Genomic DNA, 21,611 nt, shown 5'->3' with positions numbered 1-21,611 from the left:
AACGCATTTTTATCCTACCGCCCGAGTGTTCATCGGGTAGGGTCTCAGCAATAAATTGAGGTAATTTTATGAAACGCGCGGTTGTCGTTTTCAGCGGTGGACAAGATTCCACGACCTGCTTGATTCAGGCATTGCAACAGTACGACGAAGTTCACTGCGTCACCTTCGATTACGGTCAGCGCCATCGCGCCGAGATTGAGGTGGCTCAAGCGCTGTCGATAGCCCTCGGGGCCAAGGCGCATAAGCTGCTGGACGTTGGCCTGCTCAATGAACTGGCGATCAGCAGCCTGACCCGTGACAATATCCCGGTTCCGGCTTACGGCAGCACCGAAGCCAACGGGTTGCCGAGCACCTTTGTGCCGGGCCGTAATATTCTGTTCCTGACGCTGGCGGCGATTTATGCCTACCAGGTCGAAGCTGAGGCGGTGATCACCGGCGTTTGCGAAACCGATTTTTCCGGTTATCCCGACTGCCGCGACGAATTTGTCAAAGCGCTGAACCAGGCAATAGTGCTGGGCATTGCCCGCGACATCCGTTTTGAAACGCCACTGATGTGGCTGAACAAGGCTGAGACCTGGGCACTGGCAGATTACTACCATCAGTTGGATCTGGTTCGGCAGGAAACCCTGACCTGCTACAGCGGTATTAAAGGCGATGGCTGCGGTGAATGTGCCGCCTGTCACCTGCGCGCCAACGGCCTGAAGCAATACCAAATCAACAAAGCGGAAGTGATGGCGAGCCTGAAACAGAAGACCGGCCTGCTCTGAGTGAATAACGGCGGCAAAAATGCCGCTCGTTGCGTTACCCTTCTTCCGACAGCGTGAGCACCTGCAGGTGTTCGCGCAGTTGCCCTTCAATCGGCAACGCCCGCTGAGTTTTCAAATCGACGCAGACGAAGGTCAGCATCGCATCCGCGACCGGCGCGCCCGTGGCATCCTGCGTCACCTTTTGGCTCAGCACGCCGCTTTTACCGTTGAGCTGCACCATCTGGCTGTCGATGCGCAGCTTGTCCCCCAGCACCGCCGGCGTGCGGTAATTGATATTGATGTTGACCACGATAAAGGCGATGTTGTTTTCCGTCATCCAACGGAAGCCTTCCTGGTTCTCCAGCCAATCCCAGCGCGCCTCCTCCAGAAACTCCAGATAGCGTGCATTATTAACGTGTTGATAAACATCGAGATGATAACCACGAACTTTGATAAAGGTCTGGTGCATAGGGAACGGCCGCTCCTGCCTGGTGATTACAGAAATAAGGAGCCGCTGGCGGCTCCTTCACTCGTTTGGTCAAATCGCCAAACTGGTAAGACCTGTAAAATGTAGCAGAGGAAAAAGGGCTGCATGGGCACTTTGCCACGCAGCCGTGACCGATATCACATTTTGAGCCGAGCACGGTTCCTTTCAAACAGTGCCGGCCCAATGCCTGGCACCTCCTGTAGCTGCTCAATCTGTGTAAAGGGACCATTTTGCTCACGGTAGCGCACGATGCTCTCCGCCTTCTTCAGCCCTACGCCCTTCAACACGCTGGCCAACTGCTCGGCATCAGCCTGATTGATGCTGACCGATGCCTCATCATGGGCGGCAGCTTCAGCGCCTTGTTCAGCATTCACCGCCGGCGCTGATAACACCGTCTGTGCGGCAGGACTCTTTTCCTCAGCGGCAGCCGATGGCCCGGCCAAACAGATCAGGGCCGCTGTCAGCAGGACCTTGAGGCTGAACCCATACCCGTTAACCGCTTTTATTTCTGTAAGTTGCATGCTGTATCCTCCTTGTGTTTAACAGCAAGCTCACCTTGCCGCAGCCAGGGAACTTCAGCAATTGGCGGATAGCAGATATGGAAAAGGCCGCGAAAGCGGCCTTTTAGCATTACATTGCGTTGCAGAAAACTGCGGTGCGTTACTGAGGCTGTTGCTGCTCAGCGGCACCCATGGTGATTTTGGCTTCTTTGCGCAGGCTGGCCAGCAAAGAGTCAAAGGAGACGCCCGTCGCGCCTTCTTCCATTTTGCTGACGAAGGTTTTCATTTCTTCCGCCGACAGGCTGCCTGGCGTCACCGCATCAAGTGCAATCAGTACCACGTTGTCCTGACGGTCTTGCGACATGCCGTAAACCGGTTTGCCTTCCTGCGGGTGCGGCAGCGCGAACACGCTCTGCACCAGCTGGCTGTCTTCCGGCGCACGCGCCATCTTCTGTACGCTGCCAAAGCTCAGGCCGGCCGCTTTCATCGCTTCGTCGCCCTTGCCCTGCTTCAGCTCAACCAGCAGCTTCTCGCCCTGCAGTTTCGCTTCCTGTTCGGCTTTGTTGCGCTTGACCAATTCCGCCACGCGATCTTTGACCTGATCGAACGGCTCAATGCCTTCCGGCTTGTGGCCTGATACGCGGATCACGAAAGCACGGTCACCATCAACGGTGATCACATCGGAGTTGCTGCCCGGAGAGCCGCCTTCGCCAATCAGTGAACCATCGAAAATCGACTGGACGACAGGTTTGAAGTTCAGCGCAGCCGGAATGTTGTCGCGGGTGAACCAATCGGTCTGGGCTGCTTTCACACCAGCGGCTTCTTCGGCTGACGCCAGAGATTCGTTATCGCTGGTTGCCGCTTCACTCACCTTTTGCTGCAGCGCGTAATACGCGTCTACCGCCTTCTCCTGCTTAACCTGCTTGGCGATGGCATCACGCACTTCGCTAAGCGGCTTCACTTTTTCCGGCTCGATGTCGTTCAGACGTACGACCAGATAGCCCACAGAGGACTTCACTGCACCGGAAAGCTGGCCTTTTTCGGTCAGGTTGGCCTGTTTCAGCTCGTCTGCCGTGGTGTCCGGCTCCAGCCAGCCAAGCTCGCCACCGGTACGGCGTGAGATAATGTCGGTGGATTTTTCTTTCGCCAGAGTGGCGAAATCGCCGCCTTTTTTCAGCTCGTCCAGCACCGCATTGGCTTCCGCCTCGGTTTTCAGTTGGATCACGCTGTAATTCTTGCGCTCAGGCTGGCCGTAGCTGCTTTTATGCTGGTCGTAATAGGCGCTGATATCCGCATCGGCTACCGTCACCTTGTCTTGCATCGAGGCGGCGTCCATCGGGATGTAGCTTACCTTGACCTGCTCTGGCGCAATAAAGCTGTTCTTGTTCTGGCTGTAGTAGTCTTTCAGCTCGTCTTCGGTCACGGTTTGCTTGGCCTGCAACGCTTTCAGATCCAGCGTAGCCAGGCGCACATCGCGCTGCTGCAGCACCAGTGACGTCATCCCTTGCGCTTCGGTTGGCAGGATGAAACCTGACTCGCCGAAGGCCTGGATCACCTGCTGGTTAACCAACTGCTGACGCATTGACTGCGCAAAGTTATCGGCGGTGTAACCCATGCGGCTAATCAGATCGAGATATTTGGCGTTATCGAACTGGCCGTTTGTCTGGAAGTAAGGCGCTTTACGGATGGCTTCTTTCACCTGATCGTCACTGACGCTCAGGCCTAATTTCTTGGCATATTGGTCCAGCAGCATGTTGTCGATCAGCTGTGACAGTGCCTGATGGCGCATCTGCTGCATATAGCCTTCGTTGCCCGCCAGTACGGAGAACTGGTCACCCAACTGTTGCTGCATGCGGCTGCGTTCGCTTTGGAAAGCTTGTTCCAGCTGAGCACGCTCGATCACCTGGCCATTGACCTTCGCTGCATAATCACCGGCACTCCCCTGATAGCTGACCACCCCTGTCAAAAGAAATGACAAAATGATCAAGCCCAGGATGATTTTGAGCACGACGTGATTAGCTGCCGCGCGTAAATTGTCCATCATAGTGTGACAACACTCCGCTGTGATGTGGATTAAAAACACCCTTGTGCAGGCGCGTTCCCTGCGACAAAAATAAAAAAAGCGCATCAATCTGATGCGCCTTATATCTTACCTTACCAGCACCGTTGCGTCAGGTGATTGTTTATTGCTAAACCCTGCAACGCTAAACGGTTAGACGCAAACAATCAGTTTACTGCGTCTTTCAGCGCTTTCCCTGCACGGAAGGCCGGAACTTTGGCTGCCGCGATTTTGATCTCTTTACCGGTTTGCGGGTTACGGCCAGTACGGGCTGAACGCTCACGTACGGTGAAAGAACCGAAACCAACCAGCGCCACGTCATCCCCTTCCTTCAAGGATTCGGTAACAGATGCAATCACTGCATCTAAAGCACGCCCAGCTGCCGCTTTGGAAATATCAGCACCTGCGGCAATTTTGTCGATCAGTTGTGACTTATTCACTCTATCATCCCCTCTAGAATTCAATCGTCGCACCGAAAAATCCCTACGGTTGCGACAGCGCAGCTGTTATATCAATCCCATCGAACCTTGGCAAGCCACCGAAAGCGTGACAAAACGTGGGCCGACAGCTTTCTAACTTAGCGGTACAAAAAAAGACTGGCAAGTCCGAAATGACTTGCCAGCATAAGTTTTATCAATGGTTTTTGCGATTCGTCACTATTTTGCCGCTACCGGCAGTGCGCCGAAGGCCGGATTCTGCAAGGCAAGGTTCAAAACCTCATCAATTCGCTGCACCGGATGAATGTCCAGATCGGCGATAACATTGTCCGGAATCTCTTCCAAATCACGCTTGTTCTCATACGGGATCAGCACGGTTTTGATGCCGCCGCGGTGCGCTGCCAACAGTTTCTCTTTCAAGCCACCAATCGGCAGTACCTGACCACGCAGCGTGATCTCGCCGGTCATTGCCACATCGGCACGAACCGGGTTGCCTGTCAGACAGGACACCAGCGCGGTACACATGGCGATACCGGCGCTCGGGCCGTCTTTCGGCGTAGCGCCTTCCGGCACGTGAACGTGAATATCGCGCTTCTCGTAGAAATCGGCGTTGATACCCAGCTTATCCGCACGCGCACGTACCACGGTCAGCGCTGCCTGAATCGATTCCTGCATCACTTCACCAAGGGAACCGGTGTAGGTCAGCTTACCTTTGCCCGGGACGCACGCGGTTTCGATGGTCAACAGATCGCCGCCCACTTCCGTCCAAGCCAGGCCGGTGACCTGACCCACGCGGTTTTCGGTATCGGCACGACCATAGTCAACACGCTGGACACCCAGGTAATCTTTCAGGTTGTCGCCGTTGATCTCGATATGCTTGATCTTCTTGTCCATCAGCAGCGTTTTCACCGCTTTACGGCACAGCTTGGAGATTTCACGCTCCAGGCTACGCACCCCGGCTTCGCGGGTGTAGTAGCGGATAATGCCAATGATGGCGCTGTCGTCGACCGTCAGCTCACCTTTTTTCAGGGCGTTACGCTCAAGCTGCTTCGGCAGCAGGTGCTGTTTGGCGATATTGAGCTTCTCGTCCTCGGTATAGCCGGACAGGCGGATCACTTCCATACGGTCCAGCAACGGCGCAGGAATGTTCATCGAGTTCGAGGTAGCAACGAACATCACGTCGGACAGATCGTAATCCACTTCCAGGTAGTGATCGTTAAACGCCACGTTCTGTTCCGGATCCAGCACCTCAAGCAGGGCAGAAGCTGGATCGCCACGCATGTCGGAAGACATCTTGTCGATCTCATCCAGCAGGAATAGCGGGTTTTTCACCCCGACCTTGGCCATTTTTTGGATCAGTTTACCCGGCATCGAACCGATGTAGGTACGACGGTGACCGCGAATTTCCGCTTCATCACGCACGCCGCCCAGCGCCATACGCACGTACTGGCGACCGGTCGCTTTGGCGATCGACTGCCCCAACGAGGTTTTACCTACGCCAGGAGGCCCCACCAGACACAGGATAGGCCCTTTGATTTTGCTTACGCGGCTCTGTACTGCGAGATACTCAAGAATACGGTCCTTGACTCGCTCCAAGCCATAGTGATCGATATCGAGCACTTCCTGCGCTTTAACCAGGTCTTTTTTAACCTTGCTGCGCGCATTCCACGGCACCTGCAGCATCCAGTCGATGTAACCACGGACCACGGTCGCTTCCGCAGACATGGGTGACATCATTTTTAGCTTTTGCAGTTCCGCTTCGGTTTTTTCACGCGCGTCTTTCGGCATTTTCGCCGCTTCAATCTTGCGCTTCAGCGCTTCATGCTCGTCCGGCGCATCGTCCATCTCGCCCAGTTCTTTCTGAATCGCCTTCATCTGCTCATTCAGATAGTACTCGCGCTGACTTTTTTCCATCTGCTTTTTGACGCGGTTACGGATACGTTTTTCAACCTGAAGCAGGTCAATTTCCGATTCCATCATCGCCATCAGGTATTCCAGACGTTCGGTGATATCGAACATCTCCAGTACCGACTGCTTGTCGCTGAGTTTCAGCGGCATGTGCGCGGCAATGGTATCGGCCAGGCGTGCAGCGTCGTCGATGCTGTTTAATGACGTCAGCACCTCCGGTGGGATTTTCTTGTTCAGTTTGATGTAGCCTTCAAACTGATTGATTGCGGTGCGCACCAGGACTTCCTGTTCACGCTCGTCAATCGCCGGTGACTCAAGATATTCTGCCTGGGCAGCAAAGTGCTCGCCGCTGTCGGAAAGCGTAGTAATACGCGCCCGCTGCAGGCCTTCTACCAGCACTTTTACCGTGCCGTCCGGCAGTTTCAGCATCTGCAAAATCGACGCTACGGTGCCGACAGAGAACAAGTCATTAATGCCAGGTTCATCCGTTGAGGCCTCTTTCTGTGCCACCAGCATGATCTTTTTATCATGATCCATTGCTGCTTCGAGGCACCGAATCGATTTTTCCCGGCCAACAAATAACGGGATCACCATGTGCGGATAAACCACCACGTCGCGCAACGGCAAGACGGGGATTTCAATGCGTTCGGAACGCTCAGGGTTCATAGAGCTCTCTCTTAAGTTTAACTTCCGCCAGGTTGAGGGGAATCTCATGAGACGCAAGCATCAAACGTTTCATAAAATCTGGTTAATGAGTATATGGGGATGAATCTCTTACATTCAACGGCAAGAATGCAGGAAAAAGAAATGGGGGATAAAATCCCCCATTTTGACATTAACTTTCTGGTTTGACTGGCGAATTATTCGCCTGAAGCCTGTGCTTCCGGTTTGCCGTAAATCAGTAAAGGTTTGGACTGGCCGGCGATAACCGATTCATCGATCACCACTTTGTCGACGCTGTCCATGGACGGCAGGTCATACATGGTGTCCAGCAACGCGCCTTCTACAATGGAGCGCAGACCACGTGCACCGGTTTTACGCGTCATGGCCTTCTTGGCGATGGCGTTCAGCGCTTCTTCACGGAACTCCAGCTCCACGCCTTCCAGATTGAACAATGCCTGATACTGTTTGGTTAAGGCATTTTTCGGCTCTTTCAGGATCTGGATCAGCGCATCTTCGCTCAGCTCACTCAGGGTTGCCACGACCGGCAGACGACCGATGAACTCAGGGATCAGGCCAAACTTGATCAGATCTTCCGGCTCAGCCTGCAGCAGCAGTTCGCCTTCGGTCGCCTTCTCGGCTTCCCCTTTCACGGTAGCACCGAAGCCGATACCGGAACCGGTATTGACGCGCTGACCGATCACTTTATCCAGGCCGGCAAATGCGCCGCCGCAGATAAACAGGATTTTCGAGGTATCAACCTGCAGGAATTCCTGCTGAGGATGCTTACGGCCACCCTGAGGCGGAACCGCAGCAATGGTACCTTCGATCAGCTTCAACAGGGCCTGTTGCACGCCTTCACCCGACACGTCACGGGTGATGGACGGATTGTCTGACTTACGGGAAATCTTGTCGATTTCATCGATGTAGACGATGCCGCGCTGCGCTTTCTGCACGTCGTAGTCGCACTTCTGCAGCAGCTTCTGGATAATGTTTTCCACGTCCTCACCCACATAACCGGCTTCGGTCAGCGTGGTGGCATCGGCCATGGTGAAAGGTACATCCAGGAAGCGCGCCAGCGTTTCCGCCAGCAGGGTTTTACCGCTACCGGTCGGGCCAATCAGCAGAATATTGCTTTTGCCCAACTCGATACCGTTGCTGGTATCGCCGTTACGCAGGCGTTTGTAGTGGTTATACACCGCTACCGCCAGCACTTTTTTCGCCTGCTCCTGGCCAATGACATAGTCATCCAGGTGGTGACGAATTTCGTGCGGCGTCGGCAGCGCACTGCGCTCACGATGCGGGGCAACTTCTTTAATCTCTTCGCGAATAATGTCGTTACACAGGTCAACACATTCATCGCAGATATACACTGACGGACCGGCAATCAGCTTACGCACTTCATGCTGGCTTTTGCCGCAGAAAGAGCAGTACAGCAGCTTTCCTGAACCGTCTTTGCGCTTATCTGTCATCAGTAAACCTCTTCTTTAGTCTTTGTCCCGCAGGAATATCACGGCGGCAGTGCGCCCAAAACGCATACCGGGAACGCCGATTATGCTCACCAGAGCGAGCTGCGCCCGCTCTGATTACTATAGCCTATCGGCTCGCACATATACCTCGCCAGCCGCGTGGTACTTACTTGCGGTGCGTCAGAATGCCGTCAACCAGACCGTATTCTACCGCTTCTTCCGCGGTCATAAAGCGATCGCGCTCGGTATCGCGTTCGATCTGCTCCAGTGACTGGCCGGTATGCTCTGCCATCAGCTCGTTCATGCGCGCCTTCACCTTCAGGATTTCACGCGCGTGGATTTCGATATCCGTCGCCTGGCCCTGATAACCGCCCAGCGGCTGGTGGATCATCACGCGTGAGTTCGGCAAGCAGAAACGTTTGCCCTTGGCACCTGCGGTCAGCAGGAAGGAGCCCATCGAGCACGCTTGGCCCATACAAATGGTGCTGACGTCCGGCTTGATGAACTTCATGGTGTCATAGATTGACATGCCGGCGGTGATCACGCCACCCGGGGAGTTAATGTACAGGTAAATGTCTTTTTCCGGGCTTTCCGCTTCGAGGAACAGCATCTGCGCCACAATCAGGTTGGCCATGTGATCTTCAACCTGGCCGGTCAGGAAAATAATGCGCTCTTTCAGCAGGCGGGAATAGATGTCGTAAGAACGCTCCCCGCGTGAAGTCTGCTCTACCACCATCGGCACCAGGGCCATGTTAGGTGCAAATTGATCTCGTTCGCCACTGTATGACATTACCGTCTCCTAATAGAAATTGCCTTGGCGGCCAGGGTTACACCCTTTTACACCGATTCTACTTGAGAACGGTCATGATGACTATGCTCAAGCATTCGACCCGCGCCACACGTACCCGACGGTTTTTCTGATCCCGCGCACTCTGGCAAACAGCATAAATAACTACATTTTACAGATTGGGGCCGCTGGCAGAATTTCAAGCCCGACTGCGTATTTTTACGCGGCCGGCATGTCGACGATGACCATCATGCCAGACTGTCCCAAGAGCAACAGGGTAAATATAGTGCATATTGTCACGCTTAACCTGAGATTAATCAGCAACGTGGCAAAAAGAAAAGCCCGCAACCGAAGGTTACGGGCTTTTTTAACGCCGGGACCGGCAAGCCAGCCCCGAAGGCGCGTCAGATTGCGCCCTGGCGTACAGACATTACGCCTGTTGAGTCTGGTTCATCAGCTCGCTGAAGGTGGTGGCTTTCTCAGTCACTTTCGCTTTTGCCAGCAGGGCTTCAACCGCTTGTTCTTCCAGAGCAACGTTGCGCATGTTGTTCATCAGCTCTTTGTTTTTGCTGTAGAACTCAACAACTTCACTTGGATCTTCGTAAGCGGAAGCCATTTCTTCGATCAGCGTCTTAACGCGATCTTCGTCAGCTTTCAGATCGTTGGTGCTGATCACTTCGCCCAGCAGCAAACCAACCACTACGCGACGCTTGGCCTGCTCTTCGAACAGTTCGCGTGGCAGTTCCAGCGCTTGCTTCTCGTTGCCGCCGAAACGTTGTGCAGCCTGACGGCGCAGAACGTCAACTTCGCCGTCGATCAGCGCAGCAGGTACGTCGATTTCGTTAGCGCTGACCAGGCCGTCGATTGCCTGAGTCTTGATGCGGTTACGCACTGCGCCTTTCAGCTCGCGCTCCATGTTTTTACGCACTTCAGCACGCAGGCCTTCGATAGAACCATCAGCCACGCCGAAACGTTTGATGAATTCTTCAGTCAGCTCTGGCAGCTCACGCTCTTCCACTTTCTTCAGAACGATAGCGAACTTAGCCGCTTTGCCCTTCAGGTTTTCAGCGTGGTAATCTTCCGGGAAGTTAACGTCGATAGTGAATTCTTCACCGGCTTTATGACCGACCAGACCTTCTTCGAAGCCTGGGATCATGCGGCCCTGGCCCATCGCCAGAACGAAGTCAGAGGCTTTGCCGCCTTCAAACTCTTCGCCATCGATAGAACCGGAGAAATCTACGGTTACGCGGTCTTCAGCTTGCGCTGCACGATCGCTGTCTTTCCAGGTCGCCTGCTGCTTGCGCAGGGTGTCCAGCATGGTGTCAACGTCGGCGTCGTTAACTTCAACAACCGGCTTCTCAACTTCGATGCCATCCAGGCCTTTCAGCTCAACTTCCGGATACACTTCGAATTCAACCGCGAAAGTGAAGTCTTCACCTTCTTTGTACTCGCCCGGCACGTAGTTTGGTGCGCCAGCCGGATTGATCTTTTCTTTGATGATCGCATCAACAAAGCTGCGTTGCATCGCTTCGCCCAGCACGTCCTGGCGAACGGAAGCGCCATAACGTTGCTCAACGATGTTCATCGGTACATGGCCTTTACGGAAGCCATCGATACGAACGCTTTTTGCCGCGTTGATCAGCTCTTTTTTAATAGCCTGCTTGATAGTATCAGCGGGTACAGTAATAGAGAGACGGCGCCCAAGGCCTTGAGTGGTTTCTACTGAAACTTGCATCTTGTTACCTCAAAAAAATCACAGTGCTCGGTCAACTCCGTTCCAAGAACCAGGACGGCTACATTACAGAACCGAGTTTCCTGATGACAGAAGCGTCCCGAAACCATTCCGGAAAAATAAGACGCGACATTATAGCGGCGCAAGCGGAGCGAGTCGAGGAAAGCAAGGCGGCGGCGGCGCGCTAAAACTCACACTTTTGCCGATTTGATCGCCAAAAGGCCGCCGAAGCCGACCTAGCCTTCGCTGCATTACGCATCGGCTATGTCGTCGTCAAAAACAGAAACGGCCCGCAGGCCGTTCCAAAATTCGTCTGTAGTAATACCCCAAATCGTGGTCAAAGTTCCACTGATACCGCAAATTTAGCCGTCAGGCCAAGGTTCCGGCCCCACGGCAAGGCGGGGAAGCCGGTACGGTATCCTGCAGCCCTTCCCACTCTTTCAGGGTGTAGGTGTGCAACGCCAGCGCATGTACGCCATCCGCCAACTCCTCTGACAGCACGCCGTAAATCGAACGATGCCGCGTCAGAAAACGTTCGCCGACGAAGCGATCGCTGACCAATACCACCTTGAAATGGCTTTCTGAACCCGCCGGAACGTTATGACGATAACTTTCATCAACGACTTCCAGATACGCGGGCTCAAATGCCGCCCTTAACTTTGCTTCTATTTGCTCGCGAATCATAGGATCTCCTTACTACACCGGCAGAGGACCGCCCCCATCTATTTCAATCTTAGCCGCTTTCGTCCCTTTTAGACCATTCCTCAGGTAAATTTCTCTTTTTTGCGGACAAAAAACGGTCAACATCCGCCGTCGCTTGGGGTTTATCCGATTGAGACGGGCAAAAAAGCATGTTTTTATCAACGGCAGGTAAAAATTTGTCACTCCGGAGCGTTCTGCGCTTCCTCCGGCCGGCGGCGATGCTATGATGTCGACAATTTGTTGTTGGCTATCCCGCTCTGATTATTACAGAAAGCCTGCTCAAACCCGCTTCGTTAATCTTGGCAGTTTGCGGCAGCTTAAAATCCATCGAGAATGAGACAGTAACTATGTTAAAAAAACTTTGCCTTCCACTGTTGGCCGCACTGATGCTGGCCGGCTGTGCCACCAGCAGCAATACTCTGAACGTGACGCCAAAGATCGTCCTGCCACAGCAGGATCCGACCCTGCAGGGCGTGACCATCAGCATTAACGGCGCGGATCAGCGTCAAGACCAGGCGCTGGCGAAAGTGAACCGCGACGGCCAGTTGGTGACGTTGACGCCATCACGCGATCTGCGCTTCTTGCTGCAGGAAGTACTCGAGAAACAAATGGGCGCGCGCGGCTACATGATTGGCGCTGACGGCGCGGTTGATCTGCAAATCGTCGTCAATAACCTGTATGCGGACGTCTCTGAAGGCAACCTGCGCTACAACATCACCACCAAGGCCGATATTTCTATTACCGCCCAGGCGAAAAACGGCAACAAACAGGTGAAGAACTACCGTTCAACCTATAACGTGCAGGGTGCCTTCACAGCAACCAACGAGAAAATCACTAACGCGGTCAACACCGTGCTGGGTGACGTTATTGCCGATATGGCGCAAGACACCAGCGTCAACGACTTTATCAAGCAAAACGCGCGTTAATCCGCGAACGCCTTGTGCCGCCCGGATCATCGGGCGGTGCAGACAGGGAACTCATGTCGAAACAGTATCTGAATATCTTTACCCAGCGTAATTCCGCCATCCTCCTGCTGCTGGGCTTCGCGTCGGGTCTGCCCTTGGCACTGACCTCCGGCACGCTGCAAGCCTGGATGACCGTCGAAAATATCGATCTGAAAACCATCGGCATTTTTTCGCTGGTCGGTCAGGCCTATGTGTTCAAATTCCTGTGGTCGCCCTTTATGGACCGCTACACCCCGCCCTTTCTCGGGCGGCGGCGCGGCTGGCTGCTGATCAGCCAACTGTTGCTGGTGGTATCGATTGTCGCAATGGGCTTTATGCAGCCGGCACAGCACCTTTGGTGGCTGGCGGCATTGGCGGTACTGGTGGCTTTCTGTTCCGCGTCGCAGGATATTGTTTTTGACGCCTATAAAACCGATCTGCTGAGCGCCGAAGAGCGCGGCACCGGTGCCGCAGTTTCGGTATTGGGTTACCGGCTGGCAATGCTGGTGTCCGGTGGGTTGGCGCTGTGGCTGGCGGATCGCTATTTAGGCTGGCAGTCGACCTACTGGCTGATGGCCGGGCTGATGCTGATCGGAATTGTCGCCACCCTGCTGGCACCTGAACCCGACGACAGCATTCCGGCACCGCGCACCATGGAGCAGGCGGTAGTCGCTCCGCTGCGTGATTTCTTTGCGCGTAACAATGCCTGGCTGATTTTACTGCTGATCGTCATGTACAAGATGGGCGATGCCTTTGCCGGCAGCCTGAGCACCACCTTCCTGATCCGTGGCGTCGGCTTCGATGCCGGTGAAGTCGGGCTGGTCAACAAAACCCTCGGCCTGTTCGCCACCATCGTCGGTGCGCTGTTTGGCGGCGTGCTGATGCAACGCCTCAGCCTGTTCCGCGCCCTGATGCTGTTCGGCATCCTGCAGGCGGTTTCCAATCTCGGTTATTGGATCCTGGCGGTCACCGATAAAAACATCATGACCATGGGCAGCGCCATCTTCCTGGAAAACCTGTGTGGCGGCATGGGCACCGCGGCCTTTGTCGCGCTGCTGATGACGCTATGCAACAAGTCATTTTCCGCCACCCAGTTCGCCCTGCTGTCGGCGCTGTCCGCCGTTGGGCGGGTGTATGTCGGGCCCATTGCCGGTTGGTTTGTTGAAGCACACGGCTGGCCGTTATTCTATTTATTCTCGATCGTCGCCGCGGTGCCGGGCCTGCTGCTGCTGCACCTGTGCCGTCAGACGCTGGAATATACCCAGCGCACCGATGACTTCATGCCGCGCACCGAATTCCGCCAGTTTTACCGGTGGGCATTGCGCCTGCTGACGCTGGGCTGTACCTTGCTGGGCCTGTGGCTGCTCCTGCTGATCACCAATGCGCTCGACTGGACCCTATTGCCGAACCTGGCCGATCGGCTGCTGCAAATGGGTGCCGCGCTGAGTCTGGTGGGCATTGCGATGGGCAGTTTGCTGGACTATCTGGCACTGCGCCGTACCAAACTGGCCTGATAATCGCCGACCGGTCATCGTGCCGGTCGGCAAAAATGCATCAGGGTGATGTATTTATTTAGTTAAAAAATATAATTCCCGCCCAAATTATTTTTTTATTCGAATAGCGAGATCGGGAAATAAAATTAAATTCACCTTTAAGACACAATTATTTTACATTAAATAAACCTTTCACTCGTATTTCAAAAAAGCGTTTTCAGCTGCAAGATTCATCATACCTTTAGTTTTCCTTAACATACGGATTGCTCGGCACGATTCAGCGCGCCAACGCGTTGTTGCCATTGGTAAATTGTCACGTAGCGTGACATCTGTGACACCCTTAACAGAAAGTGTCAACAAGGCGCTGACACTCCCTTAAGCATGTTTACAGTACTGCAACCTTCCCGTAAAATGCCCGCACACATGAAACGACAATAGAGCCTTTGTAATTGAGGTCGTTAGATGAGACTTAAGAAATACAATAAAAGTATTGGGATGTTGTCATTAATTGCCTCCACTGTAATGCTCAGTGGTTGCAATATGGTATTGATGAACCCCAAAGGAGCAATTGGTGTTGAGCAACGGACACTGATTATCACTGCAATCGCGTTGATGCTGATCGTGGTGATACCAGTTATCTTTATGGCGTTCGCCTTTGCCTGGAAGTACCGTGCTTCCAACAAAGACGCCAAGTACAGTCCGAACTGGTCACATTCCAACAAGATCGAAGCGGTCGTCTGGACCATTCCTATCATTATCATCGCCATCCTTGGCACCATTACCTGGAAGACTACCCACGAGCTGGATCCGTTCAAGCCGATTGTCACTGACAAGAAGCCGATGACGATCGAAGTGGTGTCGCTCGACTGGAAATGGCTGTTTATCTACCCGGAACAAGGCATCGCGACGGTTAATGAGCTGGCTTTCCCGAAAGATGTTCCAGTCGAATTCAAGATCACCTCTAACTCGGTAATGAACTCGTTCTTTATTCCTCAGTTAGGTGGGCAGATTTATGCGATGGCCGGGATGCAGACCAAACTGCACCTGATCGGCAATGAAGCAGGCAAATACGACGGTATTTCAAGCAGCTTCAGCGGTCGCGGGTTCTCCGGCATGAAATTCACCGCCATTGTCACCCCAACCGAAGGCGACTTCGATCAGTGGGTTGCCAAGGTGAAAGCATCGTCGAATAACCTAAACGCCACCAGCGACTTTAACAAACTGGCAGAGCCGAGTGAAAACAACCCGGTCGAGTACTTCTCCAGTGTCAAACCGAATTTGTTCAAAGAAACTATTGGCAAATTCATGGGTGATATGGACATGCACAAAGGCGCTACCGCGCACGAAGGCATGGACATGAGCCAGGGTATGGACATGGGTGAACATGCTCACGCCGGAGCCGAGGAATAAACTGATGTTGGGAAAATTAACGATTGATGCGGTTCCGTACCACGAACCGATCATCATGGTCACCGTCGCTGCAATTGTTATTGGGGGCCTGGCACTGCTGGCGCTGATAACCTATTTCGGCAAGTGGAAATGGCTATGGAGCGACTGGTTGACTTCGGTTGACCATAAAAAAATTGGTATCATGTACATCATCGTGGCAATGGTTATGCTGCTGCGTGGTTTTGCCGATGCCATCATGATGCGTAGTCAGCAGGCGCTTGCGTCCGCCGGCGAGGCCGGATTCCTGCCGCCGCACCACTACGACCAAATCTTCACCGCCCACGGCGTTATCATGATCTTCTTCATGGCGATGCCTTTCGTGGTAGGTCTGATGAACGTAGTGGTACCTTTGCAAATCGGTGCGCGCGACGTTGCCTTCCCGTTCCTGAACTCCCTGAGCTTCTGGTTCTTCGTGGTGGGCGTAGTGCTGATCAACATCTCTCTGGGGGTTGGTGAGTTCGCGCAAACAGGTTGGCTGGCGTATCCGCCGCTGTCGGGTAAGGAATACAGTCCTGGCGTCGGGGTCGACTACTGGATCTGGAGCCTGCAGATTTCCGGTATTGGTACCCTGTTGACCGGTGTGAACTTCTTCGCCACCATTCTGAAGATGCGTGCTCCTGGCATGCCTCTGATGAAGATGCCGGTGTTCACCTGGGCGGCACTGTGTACTAACGTCCTGATTATCGTTTCTTTCCCAATTCTGACCGTAACCATCGCGTTGCTGACCCTGGATCGCTATCTGGGCACCCATTTCTTTACCAATGATATGGGCGGCAACATGATGATGTACATCAACCTGATTTGGGCCTGGGGTCACCCAGAGGTGTATATCCTGGTTCTGCCGGTGTTCGGTGTGTTCTCCGAGGTCACCGCGACCTTCTCGAGAAAGCGCCTGTTCGGCTATACCTCACTGGTATGGGCAACCATCGCGATTACCGTTCTGTCGTTCATCGTATGGTTGCACCACTTCTTTACCATGGGGTCCGGCGCGAACGTAAACGCCTTCTTCGGTATCGCCACCATGATCATTTCCATCCCTACCGGGGTGAAAATCTTCAACTGGCTGTTCACCATGTACCAGGGCCGCATTCAGCTCAACTCCGCTATGCTGTGGACCATCGGCTTCATCATCACCTTCTCCGTGGGTGGGATGACCGGCGTTCTGCTGGCCGTGCCGGGTGCGAACTTCGTGCTGCACAACAGTCTGTTCCTGATTGCCCACTTCCATAACGTTATCATCGGTGGTGTGGTGTTCGGTTGCTTCGCAGGCCTGACCTACTGGTTCCCTAAATCCTTCGGCTTCACGCTGAACGAAAAATGGGGTATCCGCGCGTTCTGGTTCTGGATCATCGGCTTCTTCGTGGCCTTTATGCCGCTGTATGCTCTGGGCTTTATGGGTATGACTCGTCGTATCAGCCAGAACATCAACCCAGAGTTCCACCCACTGCTGCTGGTAGCGGCGGGCGGCGCGGCTCTGATTGCCTGCGGTATCCTGTGCCAAGTGATTCAGGTGTTCGTCAGTGTGCGTGACCGTGAGCAGAACCGTGACCTGACCGGTGACCCATGGGGTGCTCGTACGCTGGAGTGGTCGACTTCGTCTCCACCGCCGTTCTATAACTTTGCCGTAGTGCCACAGATTCATGACCGTGATGAATTCTGGGACATGAAAGAAAAAGGCGTAGCTTATAAGAAACCGGCTAAATACGAACCGATTCATATGCCGAAGAATACCGGTGCCGGTGTGATTATTGCTGGCTTCAGCCTGGTATTTGGTTTCGCGATGATCTGGGACATCTGGTGGATGGCGATCGCTGCCTTCGTAGGTATGATCGTGACCTGGATTGCCAAGAGCTTCGATGAAGATGTTGATTACTATGTGCAGGTTGATGAGATCGAGCGCATTGAAAACCAACACTATGAACAAATCAGCAAAGCAGGCGTGAAACATGTCAACTGATACTCTGACTAACCATAACGCAGCCCATGCAGAGCATGGGCACCACGACGCAGGAGAGACCAAAGTCTTCGGATTCTGGATCTACCTGATGAGCGACTGTATTTTGTTTGCGAGCTTGTTCGCGACTTATGCAGTACTGGTGAACGGGACCGCTGGCGGTCCCTCTGGCAAAGACATCTTCGATCTGAAGTTTGTCCTGGTTGAAACCTTCCTGCTGTTGTTCAGCTCCATCACCTACGGTATGGCGATGATCGGCATGAACAAAGGCAAGGTTGGCAGCGTTAACACCTGGCTGTTCCTGACTTTCCTGTTCGGTCTGGGCTTCGTCGCGATGGAGATCTACGAATTCCATCACCTGATCGCTGAAGGCTATGGTCCGGATCGCAGCGCGTTCCTGTCCAGCTTCTTCGCGCTGGTTGCGACCCACGGTCTGCACGTGACTACCGGTCTGGTCTGGATCATCATCATGATGATTCAGGTCAGCAAGCGTGGCCTGACCGCAACCAACAAAACCCGTTTGATGTGCCTGAGCCTGTTCTGGCACTTCCTGGACGTGGTCTGGATCTGCGTCTTCACCGTTGTTTACCTGCTGGGGGTTATGTCATGAGTCATTCATCCCATGAAACTTCTCACGGCGGCGCAAGCCACGGTAGCGTCAAGACCTATCTGATCGGCTTTATTCTGTCGATCATCCTGACGGTGATTCCATTTGCGATGGTGATGAGCGGTACCGCCTCTCACTCCACCATCCTGGCGGTTGTAGTTGGCATGGCCGTGATTCAGGTGGTTGTTCACCTGATTTACTTCCTGCACATGAATACCTCATCGGAAGAGCGCTGGAACCTGGTGGCATTGCTGTTCACCGCTATGATCATCGGTATCGTTGTTGTGGGTTCACTCTGGATTATGTACAACCTCAACATCAATATGATGGTCAGTTAAGAGTCGAGCTGCACGTGATGATTAAGCAATACCTGCAAGTAACTAAACCAGGAATTATTTTCGGCAATTTAATTTCTGTCGTCGGGGGATTCCTGTTGGCTTCCAAAGGAAGCATCGACTATCCCCTGTTTCTCGCCACCCTGGTGGGTGTCTCGTTGGTTGTCGCTTCGGGCTGTGTGTTTAACAACTACATTGACCGCGACATCGACAAGAAAATGGAGAGAACGAAGAATCGGGTGCTGGTGAAAGGCCTGATCGCGCCGAGTGTAAGCCTGGTTTACGCTACCGCCCTGGGTATTGCGGGCTTTGCGTTGCTGTATATTGGCGCCAACCCGCTGGCCATGTGGCTGGCGGTGATGGGCTTTGTGGTTTATGTCGGCGTCTACAGCCTGTACATGAAACGCCACTCGGTATACGGCACGCTGATCGGCAGCTTGTCGGGCGCTGCGCCACCGGTTATCGGTTATTGCGCGGTCACCAACGAGTTCGATGCCGGTGCGTTGATCCTGTTGGCTATCTTTAGCCTGTGGCAGATGCCGCATTCCTATGCGATTGCCATCTTCCGCTTTAAAGATTACCAAGCAGCCAACATTCCGGTACTGCCGGTCGTCAAAGGCATTTCGGTGGCGAAGAACCACATCACCGTCTACATCGTGGCGTTTATGGTTGCTACGCTGATGCTGACTTTGGGCGGCTACGCCGGCTACAAATACCTGATCGTCGCTGCGGCGGTAAGCGTATGGTGGCTGGGGATGGCGCTGCGTGGTTACAAAGCCGAAAATGACAGCGTTTGGGCGCGCAAACTGTTTGTGTTCTCGATTGTTGCCATTACCTCGCTCAGCGTGATGATGTCTATCGATTTCAGCGCTTCGGCCTCGCCGGAAACGTTGATGACTTACGTCTGGTAAGCCAAATCATCTGTGAATGGGCCGCTTAGCGGCCCATTAAATTGATGAAAACACCCGAAAAACGTGGTTTTCGGATGTTTGGGGCAAGGCAGAGATATAATCCTTTGTTTCTATTAGTACTCAATGTATTACTACTAGCTACTGAGGTCTTTGTCCGCTCTCTATGGGCCGCTTAGCGGCCCATTTTATTTGTCTCGCAGAAAAACCGACGAACTGTAATATCTGCTAAACAACATTAGATTTACCCCCCCTGCCCTTCACACTAAAATGACGCAGTTTTAACAGAAGCTATCCCATCAGGCGTTATCACCGATAACCTGACGGAATGGCTTTTAATGAGGTTTTAATGAACGATAATGCAATGACCCCGCTGGAACGACGAGCGACCTGGGGGCTAGGAACGGTATTCTCACTGCGCATGCTCGGCATGTTTATGGTGCTGCCGGTACTGACGACCTACGGTATGGCGTTGAACGGCGCCAGCGAAACGCTGATCGGCATCGCCATTGGCATTTACGGCCTGGCGCAAGCGGTGTTCCAAATTCCCTTCGGCCTGATTTCCGACCGTATCGGCCGTAAACCGCTGATTGTCGGCGGACTGTTGATTTTCGCATTGGGCAGCGTGATTGCCGCGGCTACCGATTCCATCTGGGGGGTTATCCTCGGCCGGGCATTGCAAGGTTCCGGCGCTATCGCTGCGGCAGTGATGGCGCTGTTGTCCGATCTCACCCGGGAACAGAACCGCACCAAAGCGATGGCATTCATCGGCGTCAGCTTCGGTATTACCTTCGCCATCGCCATGGTGGTCGGCCCGATCGTCACCCACGCTTTCGGCCTGCACGCACTTTTTTGGATGATTGCCGTGCTGGCATTGGCCGGTATCGTTATTACCCTGGCGGTCGTGCCTTCCGCCAGCAGCCACGTGCTGAACCGTGAATCCAGTATCGTACGCGGCAGCTTCAGCAAAGTGTTGAGCAACTCCCGCCTGCTGAAACTGAATTTCGGCATCATGTGCCTGCATATCTTGTTGATGTCCAGCTTCGTGGCGCTGCCTTTGGCAATGGAAAAAGCCGGTCTGGCCCCCAGCGAACACTGGATCGTCTATCTGGTCACCATGCTGGTGTCTTTCGCCGCCGTGGTGCCCTTTATCATCTATGCCGAAAAGAAGCGCCGCATGAAGCAGGTCTTCATGGGCTGCGTGGCGGTCTTATTCTGTGCCGAAGTGCTGCTGTGGCTGTCTGGCGCGCACCTGTGGGGCATCATTGCCGGCGTGCAATTGTTCTTTATGGCGTTTAACGTGATGGAAGCAATCCTGCCGTCGCTGATCAGTAAAGAATCTCCGGCGGGCTACAAAGGCACGGCCATGGGGGTTTACTCCACCAGCCAGTTTATCGGCGTGGCGATTGGCGGCAGCCTGGGCGGCTTTCTGTACGGCTTGCAGGGCGCGGGATTGGTCTTTATCGCCGGGGCCGTTTTAGCCGCAATCTGGTTCATGGTCAGCAGCACCATGCAGGAACCACCGTACGTGAGCAGCCTGCGTATTACGCTGTCGGAACTGGCAGTGAAAGACTCCGCGTTGGAAAGCCGCCTGAAGGCCCAGCCGGGCGTAGCTGAAGCGATTGTGGTACCGGAAGAACGCAGCGCCTACGTGAAGGTCGACACCAAGCAAACCAACCGCGGTCAGTTGGAAGCACTGGTGAATTCGCTGTAAAGAAATGGGCCGGCAAGCCGGCCCCCAGATTGCTGACAAAGTCCTTTGCAGTTAAAAGTCCTGAGCTTGGAGTTAATAAAACAAAGGATTATATCTTCTGATTTACCCCAAACATCCGAAAACCACGTTTTTCGGGTGTTTGTCTCAGACTAAGGGCCGGCAAGCCGGCCCCATCAATATATTGGTCTTCGCGAAAGGATCAGTCGCGGAAGTTTTTGAACTGGAAAGGCTGTCCCAGATCGGCACCGCGCACCAGCGCCATCACGCCCTGCAGATCGTCACGTGATTTACCGGTTACACGCACTTCATCCCCCTGGATCTGTACCTGCACTTTCAGCTTGCTGTCTTTGATCAGCTTGACGATTTTCTTCGCCTGGGCGGCTTCAATTCCCTGCTTCAGCTTGGCTTCCACGCTGTAGGTTTTCCCGCTGTGGGTCAGCTCCTCCGGGATCTCCAGCGCGCTGCCGTCAATGCTGCGCTTGCTGAGCTTTTCACGCAGGATATCGAGCAGTTGCTGCACCTGAAAATCAGATTCACTGGCAACCTTGATGCTTTCGTTCTTTTCGTTCAGCTCAAAGCTGGCCGGCACGTTGCGGAAATCCCAACGGGTGCCAAGATCGCGCGTGGCGTTCTCAACGGCGTTACGTACTTCTTGCATATCAATTTCGGAAACAATGTCGAAAGATGGCATACTTCTTCCTCCTGAATTAGAGCCTAATG

The 21,611-nt window shown here is 53.8% G+C and carries 19 protein-coding genes; 9 read left to right on the top strand and 10 right to left on the bottom strand.

Going from position 1 to position 21,611, the window contains the following annotated elements; translation table 11 throughout:
- Positions 1-68 precede the first annotated feature (68 nt).
- Positions 69-767, top strand: coding sequence for a 7-cyano-7-deazaguanine synthase QueC (queC, locus tag H5P17_RS05660; RefSeq protein ID WP_182821777.1), 699 nt, complete (start codon positions 69-71; stop codon positions 765-767).
- A 34-nt stretch (positions 768-801) separates the two neighbouring features.
- On the opposite strand, the gene H5P17_RS05655 is transcribed toward queC, so the two are convergent.
- The 9 genes from H5P17_RS05655 to bolA form a co-directional block, all read right to left on the bottom strand.
- A complete protein-coding gene (locus H5P17_RS05655; protein ID WP_020825496.1) occupies positions 802-1,215 on the bottom strand; it encodes a thioesterase family protein in 414 nt (137 codons plus the stop codon).
- 155 nt (positions 1,216-1,370) lie between these two features.
- Positions 1,371-1,754, bottom strand: a complete 384-nt coding sequence (locus H5P17_RS05650; RefSeq protein WP_182821775.1) for a ComEA family DNA-binding protein — start codon at positions 1,752-1,754, stop codon at positions 1,371-1,373.
- A 139-nt stretch (positions 1,755-1,893) separates the two neighbouring features.
- Positions 1,894-3,777, bottom strand: a complete 1,884-nt coding sequence (gene ppiD, locus H5P17_RS05645) for a peptidylprolyl isomerase (protein ID WP_182821773.1) — start codon at positions 3,775-3,777, stop codon at positions 1,894-1,896.
- A 182-nt stretch (positions 3,778-3,959) separates the two neighbouring features.
- Positions 3,960-4,232 carry a nucleoid-associated protein HU-beta gene (gene hupB, locus H5P17_RS05640; RefSeq protein ID WP_006319790.1) on the bottom strand — a complete coding sequence of 91 codons (273 nt, stop codon included), beginning with the start codon at positions 4,230-4,232 and terminating at the stop codon, positions 3,960-3,962.
- Positions 4,233-4,448: 216 nt separating this feature from the next.
- Positions 4,449-6,803 carry an endopeptidase La gene (gene lon, locus H5P17_RS05635; protein WP_044548697.1) on the bottom strand — a complete coding sequence of 785 codons (2,355 nt, stop codon included), beginning with the start codon at positions 6,801-6,803 and terminating at the stop codon, positions 4,449-4,451.
- Between the two features lie 194 nt (positions 6,804-6,997).
- On the bottom strand, positions 6,998-8,269 hold the full coding sequence (gene clpX / locus H5P17_RS05630; protein ID WP_182821771.1) for an ATP-dependent protease ATP-binding subunit ClpX: 1,272 nt from the start codon (positions 8,267-8,269) through the stop codon (positions 6,998-7,000).
- 163 nt (positions 8,270-8,432) lie between these two features.
- A complete protein-coding gene (gene clpP, locus H5P17_RS05625; RefSeq protein WP_020825491.1) occupies positions 8,433-9,056 on the bottom strand; it encodes an ATP-dependent Clp endopeptidase proteolytic subunit ClpP in 624 nt (207 codons plus the stop codon).
- Between the two features lie 427 nt (positions 9,057-9,483).
- Positions 9,484-10,788 (bottom strand): trigger factor, encoded by a 1,305-nt coding sequence (gene tig, locus H5P17_RS05620; protein ID WP_044548696.1) that lies wholly within the window; start codon positions 10,786-10,788, stop codon positions 9,484-9,486.
- A gap of 366 nt (positions 10,789-11,154) precedes the next feature.
- On the bottom strand, positions 11,155-11,469 hold the full coding sequence (gene bolA, locus H5P17_RS05615; RefSeq protein WP_004940361.1) for a transcriptional regulator BolA: 315 nt from the start codon (positions 11,467-11,469) through the stop codon (positions 11,155-11,157).
- Positions 11,470-11,834: 365 nt separating this feature from the next.
- Here bolA and H5P17_RS05610 point away from each other — a divergent pair, with 365 nt between their 5' ends.
- The 8 genes from H5P17_RS05610 (at position 11,835) to H5P17_RS05575 (ending at position 20,891) form a co-directional block, all read left to right on the top strand.
- The gene (locus H5P17_RS05610; protein WP_006319785.1) at positions 11,835-12,413 is read left to right on the top strand and encodes a lipoprotein; all 579 of its coding nucleotides are present in this window, start codon (positions 11,835-11,837) and stop codon (positions 12,411-12,413) included.
- Between the two features lie 53 nt (positions 12,414-12,466).
- Positions 12,467-13,945 carry a muropeptide MFS transporter AmpG gene (ampG, locus tag H5P17_RS05605; RefSeq protein WP_182821769.1) on the top strand — a complete coding sequence of 493 codons (1,479 nt, stop codon included), beginning with the start codon at positions 12,467-12,469 and terminating at the stop codon, positions 13,943-13,945.
- 441 nt (positions 13,946-14,386) lie between these two features.
- Positions 14,387-15,334, top strand: coding sequence for a cytochrome o ubiquinol oxidase subunit II (gene cyoA / locus H5P17_RS05600; protein WP_041414273.1), 948 nt, complete (start codon positions 14,387-14,389; stop codon positions 15,332-15,334).
- A gap of 4 nt (positions 15,335-15,338) precedes the next feature.
- Positions 15,339-17,330, top strand: a complete 1,992-nt coding sequence (cyoB, locus tag H5P17_RS05595) for a cytochrome o ubiquinol oxidase subunit I (protein WP_020825487.1) — start codon at positions 15,339-15,341, stop codon at positions 17,328-17,330.
- On the top strand, positions 17,320-17,937 hold the full coding sequence (locus H5P17_RS05590; RefSeq protein ID WP_044548686.1) for a cytochrome o ubiquinol oxidase subunit III: 618 nt from the start codon (positions 17,320-17,322) through the stop codon (positions 17,935-17,937). The genes cyoB and H5P17_RS05590 overlap by 11 nt, the downstream gene beginning before the upstream one ends.
- Positions 17,934-18,272 carry a cytochrome o ubiquinol oxidase subunit IV gene (locus tag H5P17_RS05585; RefSeq protein ID WP_020825485.1) on the top strand — a complete coding sequence of 113 codons (339 nt, stop codon included), beginning with the start codon at positions 17,934-17,936 and terminating at the stop codon, positions 18,270-18,272. Before H5P17_RS05590 ends, H5P17_RS05585 begins: the two co-directional genes overlap by 4 nt.
- A 17-nt stretch (positions 18,273-18,289) precedes the next feature.
- The gene (gene cyoE / locus H5P17_RS05580; RefSeq protein WP_020825484.1) at positions 18,290-19,180 is read left to right on the top strand and encodes a heme o synthase; all 891 of its coding nucleotides are present in this window, start codon (positions 18,290-18,292) and stop codon (positions 19,178-19,180) included.
- Between the two features lie 346 nt (positions 19,181-19,526).
- Positions 19,527-20,891 (top strand): MFS transporter, encoded by a 1,365-nt coding sequence (locus tag H5P17_RS05575; protein ID WP_020825483.1) that lies wholly within the window; start codon positions 19,527-19,529, stop codon positions 20,889-20,891.
- Between the two features lie 199 nt (positions 20,892-21,090).
- On the opposite strand, the gene H5P17_RS05570 is transcribed toward H5P17_RS05575, so the two are convergent.
- Entirely contained in the window at positions 21,091-21,582 is a 492-nt protein-coding gene (locus H5P17_RS05570; RefSeq protein WP_182821767.1) for a YajQ family cyclic di-GMP-binding protein, read from the bottom strand.
- Positions 21,583-21,611: the final 29 nt, after the last annotated feature.

It is taken from the genome of Serratia sp. OS31, assembly GCF_014164835.1.
GTDB lineage: Bacteria > Pseudomonadota > Gammaproteobacteria > Enterobacterales > Enterobacteriaceae > Serratia > Serratia liquefaciens_A.
The sequence above is the reverse complement of the archived record's forward strand: the minus strand, read 5'-3'. Positions and strand labels throughout refer to the sequence as shown.